Source organism: Clostridium sp. AM58-1XD, assembly GCF_003464085.1.
Taxonomy (GTDB): domain Bacteria; phylum Bacillota; class Clostridia; order Lachnospirales; family Lachnospiraceae; genus Lachnoclostridium_A.
The window spans coordinates 1-10,756 of record NZ_QSDR01000056.1; the positions used below are offsets into that span (position 1 = coordinate 1).

Consider the following 10,756-nt stretch of genomic DNA (forward strand, 5'->3'; position numbering starts at 1 on the left):
GCAGGCAATCATTTCTTAAAAGGGAACGATGCCTGCTTTTTTCTTTTTTATGAAACCATATTTTATATTTTTAAATGGATAAGGAAAAGTTTTTTGAAAAAAGAAAATATATTAAAGGAGAAAGATATTATGAAATTATTCAACGAAGCAGCAAAGAGTATTCCCGTTCATGCAGAGACAGACGTACTGGTAGTAGGAAGCGGCCCGGCAGGATTGTCTGCAGCAATTGCAGCGGCAAGAGAAGGAGTCAGTGTTATCTTATGTGAAAGATTCGGCTGTTTTGGAGGAGTGATCAGCCAGGTTGGTGTCGAAGCAATTGCTTGGTACCGTCATGAAGGAACAAACGAATCAGGCGGCCTGGAATTTGAATATGAAGAACGGGCAAAACAGATGGGAGGCGTTAAGGAATGCCAGTCTGAGAGTACGGCGCTCGATGCGGATCTCTTTAAATATATAGCAGATCAGATGGTAGAAGAAGCCGGTGTCCGCCCGATTCTTCACTGCCTTGCAGTGGAAGCGATCGTAGAGGATGGGGTTATCAAGGGAATTATTACTGAAAGTAAGTCCGGCCGTCTGGCAATCTATGCAAAGCGTGTAATTGACTGTACTGGAGACGCAGATATCGCGGCTCTGGCAGGCGCTCCGTTTACAAAAGCTCCAAAAGAGCAGCTGATGAGCGTTACAACACTGTTTAACTGCAAGGGTGTTGACATAGATAAATTTAATGACTGGGTAGAAAATGTTCTGAAGCCTACATATAAAGACTGGGGCGGATACTGGTCCATCGAAACGACAGGAAAAGAAGATGCGATGTTCAGCCCGTATTTTGAAAGGCCATTTGTTGAAGCAGTGAACGACGGCCTTGTACCGAAGGAAGAGGGCGCATGTCTCGGAGGAACATGGAGCACGGTAACTCCGGAAGGCGAAGTAATGCAGCTGAATCTCGTATTCCTGGGAAATATCGACTGTACGGATGTAGAAGATCTGACAAAGGCAGAAATACAGGGAAGAAGAAATGCTATGTACTGTCTGGATATTCTGAGAAAGAAAGTACCTGGTTTTGAAAATGCCAAATTAAGAAACTTCGGCATGACACTTGGCACAAGGGAGTCACGCCAGATTGACGGATACTACCGTCTGAATAAGAAAGATGTATTTGAAGAGGCCAGATTTGAGGATTCCATTGGTATTTTTCCAGAGTTTATTGACGGCAGAGGTTACCTGTATCTTCCTATAACAGGCCGCTATTATCAAGTTCCATACCGCTGCCTCGTACCGCAGAAGGTAGACAACCTTCTTGTAGCCGGAAGATGTATTTCCGGAGAACCGATCGCTCATACCTCCTTCCGCAATATGTCCTGCTGTGCCATGACAGGCCAGGCTGCAGGAGTGGCGGCGGCAGAGTCCATTAAGCAGGGAGTGACAACGAAAAACGTAGATATTAAGAAGATTCAGGAAGCTCTTAAAAAACAGAATGTAAGAGTATTTTAAGATACAGCAAAGGGGAGACGCGTAGAATGGGGAAGTATATCATTGCATTAGATCAGGGAACAACGAGTTCGAGGTGCATTTTATTTGATAAAGACGGAGATATCTGTAGCATCGCTCAGAAGGAGTTTACTCAGATTTATCCGCAGCCTGGCTGGGTGGAGCATGATCCAATGGAGATATGGTCTTCTCAGTTGAGCGTAACGATGGAGGCCATAAGTGAAATCGGCGCAAAAGCCTCAGACATTGCAGCAATAGGAATTACAAATCAGAGAGAAACTACGATTGTATGGAATAAAAAGACAGGAAAACCTGTATACAATGCAATCGTATGGCAGTGCCGCCGGACGGCTGACATGATTGAAAAGCTGAAGGCTGACGGTATGGAGGACTATGTAAGGAGGACTACAGGCCTGATTCCCGATGCATACTTTTCGGGCAGCAAGATTGCCTGGATTCTGGATCATGTAGAAGGGGCAAGAGAAGCTGCTGAGAACGGAGAGCTTTTGTTTGGAACCGTGGACACATGGCTGACATGGAATCTGACTAAGGGGCGTTCTTTCGTAACAGACGTGACGAACGCCTCCAGAACCATGCTGTTTGATATTAGAAATTTATGCTGGGATGATAAACTTCTGGAATATTTTAAAATCCCGAAATCAATGCTGCCGGAGGTAGGAATGTCCAGCGGTATCTTTGGATTTTCTTCCGTAGAGGTGTTGGGTGGAGAAATTCCAATCGCAGGAATTGCAGGAGATCAGCAGGCGGCATTGTTCGGACAGTGCTGCTTTGAGCCAGGAGATGTTAAGAATACATATGGCACGGGCTGTTTCACATTAATGAATACTGGAGAAAATGCCATTGCTTCTGAAAACGGACTTCTGACTACCATTGCAGTTGGAATTAACGGTAAAATTCACTATGCCCTGGAAGGCAGCGTATTTATTGCAGGAGCGGCGATTCAGTGGCTGAGAGATGAATTGAGAATGATTAAGAGCGCGCCTCAGACGGAAGAATACTGTATGTCTGTATCCGATACGGGCGGCGTTTTTGTAGTGCCTGCCTTTGCAGGCATGGGAGCTCCATACTGGAATCCTTATGCGAGAGGAATGATCGTCGGGCTGACACGTGGAACAAACAAAGAGCAGTTTATAAGGGCTACCGTTGAATCCCTGGCTTATCAGGTTTATGATCTTGTAAAAGCTATGGAACAGGACTCTAAAATTCCGCTGCATGAATTGAAGGTTGACGGCGGAGCAAGCGCTAATAACTTTCTGGTGCAGTTTCAGGCGGACATTCTGGATATTATTATTGAAAGGCCGCAGAATATTGAAACAACCGCATTGGGAGCGGCTTATCTAGCAGGTCTGGCGGTGGATTACTGGAAAGATCAGGATGAAATAAAAAAGATTTACCAGGTTGACAGACGCTTTGTTTCAAAAATGGAGAAGGAACATAAGAACGAGTTGATAAGGGGATGGAAAAAGGCTGTTCACTGTGCATGCGTCTGGAGTTCAGAAGAATAGAACATGATACATAATGACGGAAAATGCAGTCATAATATCGTATAAAATGACATGTTGACAAAAAGTGGAAAGATGCTATAATGATGTTAATCATATACGATGCTAGAGATTAAGAGAAGGCATAAAGCAAGGTTTCAGAAGAACTTTGTTTTTATGCCTTTTTTTGTGTTTGTGGGACGGCGCCGGAAATTATTATTAAGGGGAACAAAAACTAACAACATTCAATAAAAGAAGGGAGCAAAAAAGTATGTTGAAAAAGGGGTTTGCAGTGTTAATGGCGGGTATTATGGCAGTGTCGTTAGTGGGATGCAAAGGAAGTGCAAAAGAAGGCGGACCTGCTTCTGAAGCCGGAAAAGGGGAAGAGAAGACAGAACAGGCTTCAGGTGGGAAAAAAGTGCTGAAGCTGAGCCATAATTTCCTGAGCACGCAGCCTCTGCACAAGGCGTTGGTGGATGTGGCCAAGAACATCGAAGAGCGCACAAACGGAGAGATTGTGATTGAAATATACGAAAATGCCCAGATTGCAAACGGCGTGGACGGAGCAGAACAGTGCGTAAGAGGGGCGGATTTAATCAATGTTTACGATGCCAGCTGTATGGGCGACTGGGTGCCGGATTACAACGCTTTGGTAGGACCTTTCTTATTTGATACTCAGGATGAATATGTCGAGTTCTGCAAAGGTGACTGGGCGCAGTCTTTAAACGCCAAGGCAGAGGAACAGGGAATTAAAGTCCTCGCCCTGGATTACTGCTTTGGATTCCGCCATATCGGTACGACAAAAAAGACGATTGAAACATTGGACGATATGAAGGGATTTAAGATCAGGGTTCCGAAATCAACCGTATGGGTAGAGACATTTAAAGCGCTTGGCGCAAGCCCGACCGCTATGGGATGGAGTGAAATCTATAATGGCCTTCAGACAAATATGATTGAAGGCATGGAGTCTTCCCTGAGCGATATCTATGACAACCAATTATGGGAAGTGCTCGATCAGATTACATTGACCGGTCATTTTCTTGGAACGGCAGCAGTTATGATGTCTGCTGACGTATTCAACTCTCTTACACCGGAACAGCAGCAGATCGTACAGGAAGAATTTGCAAAAGGCGCAGTCGTGAATAACGAATTATTTGTCAAGGCGGATGAAGAGGCGCGAAAGGCTATGGAAGAGCACGGAATTGTGTTCCATGAAATTGATCCTGAGCCATTTAAGGAGGCAAGTAAGGCATATTATGAGAATATGCCAGGTTTAACCGACGGAGTATACGATGCGATTATGGCAGACCTGGAAAAAATAAGAGCTGGTAAATGAGTCGTTTCATCAGGAAAGGATGAGATGAATGGAGACAGAGAAAAAAGAAAACAAACTAATACATTTTTTACTAAACATCGATGAAATCCTTGGATATATCACGTTGACAGCTGTCGTTTTCTTTACGGCTCTGAACGTTGTGCTGAGATACTGCTTTCATTTTACAATCAGCTTTGCAGAAGAAATCACACTGATTGCCTTTATCTGGTCCGCATATCTGGGATCGGCCGCTGCATATAAGTGCGAGGAACATATCGCGATTGATATTATCATTAATTTGCTGCCGGAAAAGGCAAGAAAATGGGTAGATATCGCGATTAACGTTTTTATCATCATTATCAGCGCATCGTACTTATATTTGGGAATCGTCCTGTGCAGGAATGTAGGAAGTAAATCAACAACTGTTATGAGTATTCCTTATATATGGGTGGACTTATGCATTGTTGTCAGTTTTGGACTGATGACTCTGTATGGAGTCATTAAATTAATCAGAAGGATTCAGGGAAAGAGTCCGGTTCTTCACAGCACGGGTATTGAAGACGTAATGGAGGAAGCTAAGAACAGCTAGAAAGGTGCAGCCTATGGATGGAGTATCATTTATCAGCTTTTTACCGCTCATTATAGCGGTGGTATTATTCTTTTTAAAAGTGCCGATAGGCTTCTCTTTATTAGCCTCCTCGTTGTTTTATTTTGGGTTTATCAATACAACGATGCCGGTGGATCTGGCGCTTCAGAATCTCATAACAGGACTGGAGTCCTTTCCAATGCTGGCAATACCATTTTTTATTATGGTAGGCGTAGTGATGAACTACGCCGGAATCAGTACAAGGCTCATGAACTTTGCGGATCTGTGCGTAGGTCATCTGCCGGGAAGCCTGGGACATGTAAATGTGCTTCTCAGTACCTTGATGGGCGGAATTTCCGGTTCCAGCAATGCAGACTGTGCAATGCAGTGTAAAATCCTGGTTCCTGAGATGGAAAAACGTGGTTACAGAAGAGAGTTTTCAGCGGCAGTTACAGCGAATTCTTCCCTGATCCCCTCCGTAATTCCCCCGGGAATTGTCCTGATTATCTATTGTATGGTTGCCAGAGTTTCGATCGGAAAGCTGTTTATGGCTGGTTATATTCCAGGAATTATGCTATGTGTGGCCATGATGATCGTAGTACATATTGAGGCTAAAAAGCAGGGATACGGAAAAAGCCGTGAAAAAAGAGCAACGGTTAAAGAAATAGCGGTTGGACTAAAGGATGCAGTACTGGCATTGTTTATGCCTCTCGGACTGATAATGGGACTGAGGTTCGGACTGTTTACAGCAACAGAAGGCGGAGCCGTTTCCGTAATATACTGTTTTATCGTCGGCATATTTGTATATAAAGAGATCAAGGTAAAGGATATCCTTCCGATATTAAAGGAAACGTTCTATTCCACGGCAGTCGTTATATTTATTATTATAGGAGCGAACCTGTTTGGTTATTATCTGACTTGGGAACGTATCCCAAACGCAGTATCGACGCTGATTCTTGGCCTGACACAGAACAAATTCCTGTTCCTTTTGGGAATTAACATATTCCTGCTGATCTGTGGGATGTTTATAGAGGCGGCTCCGATTATTATCGTTCTCATGCCGCTGTTGATGGAACCGCTTGCTGCAATGAATATCAACTTAATTCATTTCGGAATAGTAATGGTATTGAACCTTCAGTTAGGAGGGCTGACACCTCCATTTGGCTCTATGATGTTTATCGCATGTTCCATGCTGAAGATACCGATGACAAAGTTTGTCAAGGCAAGTATTCCGTTTTACGCTGCGTCACTGATTGTTTTAATGCTGATTACGTATTTTCCGCAGATCGTCATGTTTATACCTAATTTACTGATGTAGCAGCAAAAACTTCATAAGGAAACCGTTGAGATGGAGAGTAAGGTATGGTGGTAGAAGGTTTCCCTTCTATATCTATTACCTTACTCTTTTTATAAGAAATAAATAAGGAGTGGAAAAGGCATGAAAAAGTTTAATTATGATGTGACAGTCATAGGAGGGGGAGTGACTGGCTCCTCGATCGCGAGGGGATTATCAAAATATGATCTGAATGTGTGTCTGATTGAGAAAGAGGAAGATGTGTGTTCCGGTACATCCAAGGCAAATAGTGCCATTGTTCATGCAGGCTATGATGCAGAATACGGATCGATGAAAGCGCGTTTTAATGTGGAAGGAAACCGCATGATGGAGCAGCTCTCAAAAGACCTGGATTTTGAATTTAAAAGAAATGGCTCCCTTGTACTCTGCTTTGCAGAAGAGGACATGGACAATTTAAATAATCTGTATCAAAAAGGAGCCGACAACGGTGTTGAAGGCCTTTCTATTATCAGCGGAGAGGAAGCCAGAAAGATGGAACCAAATCTGTCTGACGAAGTGGTGGCCGCCCTTTATGCTCCGACGGGGGGGATTGTGTGTCCTTTTGGCCTGACAATCGCCCTGGCAGAAAATGCATTTGAAAATGGTGTGGAATTCCGGCTGAATACATATGTAGAAAAAATTGAAAAGATGGAAGAAGGTTACTGCCTGGAAACCTCAGAAGGAACGATTACAACGCGATTTGTGGTCAATGCAGCCGGCGTTTATGCGGATGTATTCCACAACATGGTAAGTGATAATAAAATTCATATTACGGCCAGAAGGGGCGATTACTGCCTTCTCGATAAAGAGGCCGGAAATCATGTGTCAAAAACAATTTTCCAGCTTCCTGGAAAATATGGAAAGGGAATTCTCGTAGCTCCGACGGTTCACGGCAACCTGCTGATCGGACCGACAGCTATTGATATAGAAGATAAAGAAGCGACAGAGACTACGGCAGAAGGAATTGGAGAAGCGATAGCAAAATCTGCAGTCAGCGTAAAGAATATACCGCTGCGTCAGACAATCACTTCGTTTGCCGGTCTGCGGGCTCATGAAGACTCCGATGATTTCATCATAGGAGAGCCGGAAGATGCGAAAGGATTTTTTGACGCGGCAGGGATCGAATCGCCTGGCCTATCCGCAGCACCAGCCATCGGTGAATACTTTGGAAAGCTGATTGGTGAGAAGGCAGGCGCTCCGTTGAAAGAGAATTTTAAAGCCACTAGAAAAGGCATTGTTCGTTTAAACCAGCTTAGCTTTGAGGAAAGAGCGAAACTGATTAAGGAGCGTCCTGATTACGGCGTTATTATCTGCGCTGTGAAGAGATCAGTGAAGGAGAAATCGTAGATGCGATCAGACGGCCTTTGGGGGCTGTATCCATGGATGGCATAAAGCGCAGGGTAAGAGCAGGAATGGGCCGATGCCAGGCTGGATTCTGCACGCCAAAGACGATGGAGATCCTGGCAAGAGAAAGAAATATTCCGGTAGAAGAGGTCTGCAAGAATTCAAAGGGATCAGAACTTTTGATATCTGATAAATAGAGGAGGAGTACACAGATGGTACATCATGACGTGATAATTATAGGCGGAGGTCCTGCCGGTCTGGCGGCTGCCATGTCTGCGAGAAAAGCGGGAATACAGGATATTATGATTCTGGAGAGAGATGAAATTTTAGGGGGAATCCTGAATCAGTGCATTCATAATGGATTTGGCCTCATACATTTAAAGAGGAGCTGACCGGACCGGAATACGCCGCGCGCTATATTGATCAGGTAATGGAAGAGAAGATTCCATATAAACTCAATACAATCGTCATCAATATCAGTCCTAAAAAAGAGGTTACGGCGATCAACAGGGAAGACGGCCTTGTTACGATGAAAGCAGATGCGGTTATCCTGGCCATGGGCTGCCGTGAACGGCCGAGAGGGGCTCTTAATATTCCAGGTTACAGGCCTGCGGGAATCTATTCAGCAGGAACGGCCCAGCGGCTTATGAATATTGAAGGATGTCAGGTCGGGAAAGAGGTCGTCATCCTCGGCTCTGGAGATATCGGGCTTATTATGGCACGCAGGATGACTCTGGAAGGCGCCAGGGTAAAAGTGGTGGCGGAGCTCATGCCTTATTCTGGCGGTTTAAAAAGAAACATCGCTCAGTGCCTGGATGACTACGGAATTCCATTAAAGCTCAGCCATACAGTAATCAATATTGAGGGCAAGAAGAGGGTAACAGGAATAACACTGGCTCAGGTAGATGAAAACCGCAGGCCGATTCCAGGAACGGAAGAGTATTACAGCTGTGATACCCTGCTTTTATCAGTCGGACTGATTCCGGAGAACGAGCTGACAAAGGGAGCCGGCATCGATATGAATCCGGTAACTTCAGGGCCAAATGTCAACAACCGGCTGGAAACAGGTGTGAATGGCGTATTCGCTTGCGGAAATGTGCTTCATGTTCATGACCTGGTGGATTATGTGTCTGAGGAAGCTGCTTTGGCTGGACAGAATGCGGCAGAATATGTTATGAAACAGAAAAAAGAGAGTGATACAGGTAAATCGAAAGAAGTACAGAGCGTCGTTCTGGAGGCATGTGATGGAGTTCGTTATACCGTTCCTCAGTCCCTGGATTTAAGCCGTCTGGAAGAGAAAACTATCGTAAGATTTCGAGTTGCGGATGTATATAAGGGCCGGTCAATTGCTGTCTATTATGATGGAGAACTGGTAGACAAGAAGAAAAAACGGGTGCTGGCTCCAGGAGAGATGGAGCAAGTAATACTGAAAAAAGAAACGCTTTTAAAATATCCGGATCTGCGAAAGATCATGATTCGTACGGGGGTGGAATAAATGACGAAGGAACTTGTGTGTATCGGCTGCCCGCTGGGCTGCATGATGAAAGTGTCGGTAGAGGATGAAGGAAGAGAAATCAATGTGACCGGCAATACGTGTATCAGAGGCGAAGAATATGCTAAAAAAGAGATGCTGAATCCGATGAGAATCGTAACATCTACCGTCTGCGTCGATGGTGGAAGCATTCCCAGAGTTTCAGTAAAAACGAAGAATGATATTCCGAAAGAGAAAATTTTTGAATGTATGAAAGAGATCAGGAGCGTCAGGATAACCGCTCCTGTAGAGATCGGCGACGTTATCATATCAGACTGCGCGGGAACGGGGGTTCCTGTGATTGCGACAAAAAGTGTAGGAGAATAACTGGAAGCAAAGAAATACTTGACTATAAATGGCGATACTGATAAAGTAAATACAATAGCGTGTTATCACGAAACCCGCAGAAGGGGATATGCAGTATAAAGAAACTCTGTAATTTTTTGTTTATAGATCGACGAGAGGATGCAGGCCATGAAAATTATAGAATTGCTGGAAGAATCTCCGGTTATAGCAGCGGTAAAGGATGACGAAGGATTAGAAGAAAGCTTTAAATCGGACTGTAAGATTATTTTTATCTTATATGGGACTATTTGTAATATAGCGGAAATTGTTGACCGGATTAAAGAGAAGGACAGAATCGCAATCGTTCATGCTGATTTGATCTCTGGATTGAGCTCGAAGGAGATCGTAGCTGATTTTTTGAAGAACAATACGAAAGCGGATGGTATTATCAGCACAAAGATGCCTGTTGTAAAACGAGCAATGTCTCTGGGAATGATCGGCGGGCACAGGACATTTGTCATTGATTCCCTCGCTCTGACGAACACAAAAAAACAGATGGAGACATTCCGGCCCGATTTTCTGGAGATACTTCCGGGGGTTATGCCTAAAATACTGAAAGAGGTGCACAGCAGTATCGATATTCCACTGATTGCCAGCGGGCTGCTTTCGGATAAAAAGGATATGATCGCCGCTTTTTCAGCAGGTGCAGATGCGATTTCAACGACAAAGAAAGAACTGTGGTTTATGTAATATAAGAAGTTCAAGGTTCCATACCGGATATTCGGCGACTCGATTCGCATAAATGAAAAGACTGGTATGGAACTATTTTTTAGCTTTTTAAAACAATTTTATTCTGGTTTACAGGAAAGGATTAGAATGATGGCAGGGAAACTGTATTTATGTGCAACGCCAATAGGGAATCTGGAGGACATTACATTCCGGGTGCTGAAGACATTAAAGGAAGTGGATCTGATCGCTGCAGAGGATACGAGACACAGCATTAAGCTTCTGAATCACTTTGAGATTAACACTCCGATGACCAGCTATCATGAATATAACAAGGTGGAAAAGGCACGTTACCTGGTAGAGCAGATGGCGCAGGGAATCAATCTGGCTTTGATTACGGATGCAGGAACGCCTGGAATTTCTGATCCTGGGGAAGAACTGGTGCGCCAATGCTATGAAGCGGGGATCGAAGTAACTTCGCTTCCCGGTCCGGCCGCCTGCATTACGGCCCTTACCATGTCAGGTCTGTCTACCCGGAGATTCTGCTTTGAAGCCTTTTTGCCGGCGGAAAAAGCGGATAAAAAGGAGCGTCTGCTTGAAGCCTTTTTGCCGGCGGAAAAAGCGGATAAAAAGGAGCGTCTGAGAA

8 protein-coding genes and 2 pseudogenes are annotated in these 10,756 nt (G+C 44.4%); all 10 read left to right on the forward strand.

Annotated elements, in window-relative coordinates:
* Nucleotides 1-129: 129 nt before the first annotated feature.
* Entirely contained in the window at nucleotides 130-1,491 is a 1,362-nt protein-coding gene (locus tag DXA13_RS20115) for an FAD-dependent oxidoreductase (RefSeq protein ID WP_118246785.1), read from the forward strand.
* Nucleotides 1,492-1,517: 26 nt separating this feature from the next.
* Nucleotides 1,518-3,014: a glycerol kinase GlpK gene (gene glpK / locus DXA13_RS20120; protein ID WP_118246779.1), complete on the forward strand. Its 1,497-nt coding sequence runs from the start codon at nucleotides 1,518-1,520 to the stop codon at nucleotides 3,012-3,014.
* A 247-nt stretch (nucleotides 3,015-3,261) separates the two neighbouring features.
* Nucleotides 3,262-4,326: a C4-dicarboxylate TRAP transporter substrate-binding protein gene (locus DXA13_RS20125; protein WP_118246780.1), complete on the forward strand. Its 1,065-nt coding sequence runs from the start codon at nucleotides 3,262-3,264 to the stop codon at nucleotides 4,324-4,326.
* 28 nt (nucleotides 4,327-4,354) lie between these two features.
* On the forward strand, nucleotides 4,355-4,894 hold the full coding sequence (locus DXA13_RS20130) for a TRAP transporter small permease (protein ID WP_118246781.1): 540 nt from the start codon (nucleotides 4,355-4,357) through the stop codon (nucleotides 4,892-4,894).
* Nucleotides 4,895-4,907: 13 nt separating this feature from the next.
* Nucleotides 4,908-6,209: a TRAP transporter large permease gene (locus tag DXA13_RS20135; RefSeq protein WP_243009249.1), complete on the forward strand. Its 1,302-nt coding sequence runs from the start codon at nucleotides 4,908-4,910 to the stop codon at nucleotides 6,207-6,209.
* Between the two features lie 120 nt (nucleotides 6,210-6,329).
* Nucleotides 6,330-7,765: pseudogene (locus DXA13_RS20140) on the forward strand (NAD(P)/FAD-dependent oxidoreductase).
* 15 nt (nucleotides 7,766-7,780) lie between these two features.
* Nucleotides 7,781-9,063 (forward strand): annotated as a pseudogene (locus DXA13_RS20145) (FAD-dependent oxidoreductase).
* A complete protein-coding gene (locus DXA13_RS20150) occupies nucleotides 9,064-9,426 on the forward strand; it encodes a DUF1667 domain-containing protein (protein ID WP_118246782.1) in 363 nt (120 codons plus the stop codon).
* A 147-nt stretch (nucleotides 9,427-9,573) separates the two neighbouring features.
* Nucleotides 9,574-10,134 carry a glycerol-3-phosphate responsive antiterminator gene (locus DXA13_RS20155; protein ID WP_118246783.1) on the forward strand — a complete coding sequence of 187 codons (561 nt, stop codon included), beginning with the start codon at nucleotides 9,574-9,576 and terminating at the stop codon, nucleotides 10,132-10,134.
* 129 nt (nucleotides 10,135-10,263) lie between these two features.
* The coding region (gene rsmI, locus DXA13_RS20160) for a 16S rRNA (cytidine(1402)-2'-O)-methyltransferase (protein WP_118246784.1) at nucleotides 10,264-10,756 on the forward strand (493 nt) is incomplete at its 3' end.

What these genes read in the sequence shown, in the direction of transcription:
- DXA13_RS20150 (WP_118246782.1), top strand. Translation starts at nt 9,064, where the DNA reads ATGACGAAGGAACTTGTGTGTATCGGCTGCCCGCTGGGCTGCATGATG.
- DXA13_RS20125 (WP_118246780.1), top strand. Translation starts at nt 3,262, where the DNA reads ATGTTGAAAAAGGGGTTTGCAGTGTTAATGGCGGGTATTATGGCAGTG.
- DXA13_RS20155 (WP_118246783.1), top strand. Translation starts at nt 9,574, where the DNA reads ATGAAAATTATAGAATTGCTGGAAGAATCTCCGGTTATAGCAGCGGTA.
- DXA13_RS20115 (WP_118246785.1), top strand. Translation starts at nt 130, where the DNA reads ATGAAATTATTCAACGAAGCAGCAAAGAGTATTCCCGTTCATGCAGAG.
- glpK (WP_118246779.1), top strand. Translation starts at nt 1,518, where the DNA reads ATGGGGAAGTATATCATTGCATTAGATCAGGGAACAACGAGTTCGAGG.
- DXA13_RS20135 (WP_243009249.1), top strand. Translation starts at nt 4,908, where the DNA reads ATGGATGGAGTATCATTTATCAGCTTTTTACCGCTCATTATAGCGGTG.
- DXA13_RS20130 (WP_118246781.1), top strand. Translation starts at nt 4,355, where the DNA reads ATGGAGACAGAGAAAAAAGAAAACAAACTAATACATTTTTTACTAAAC.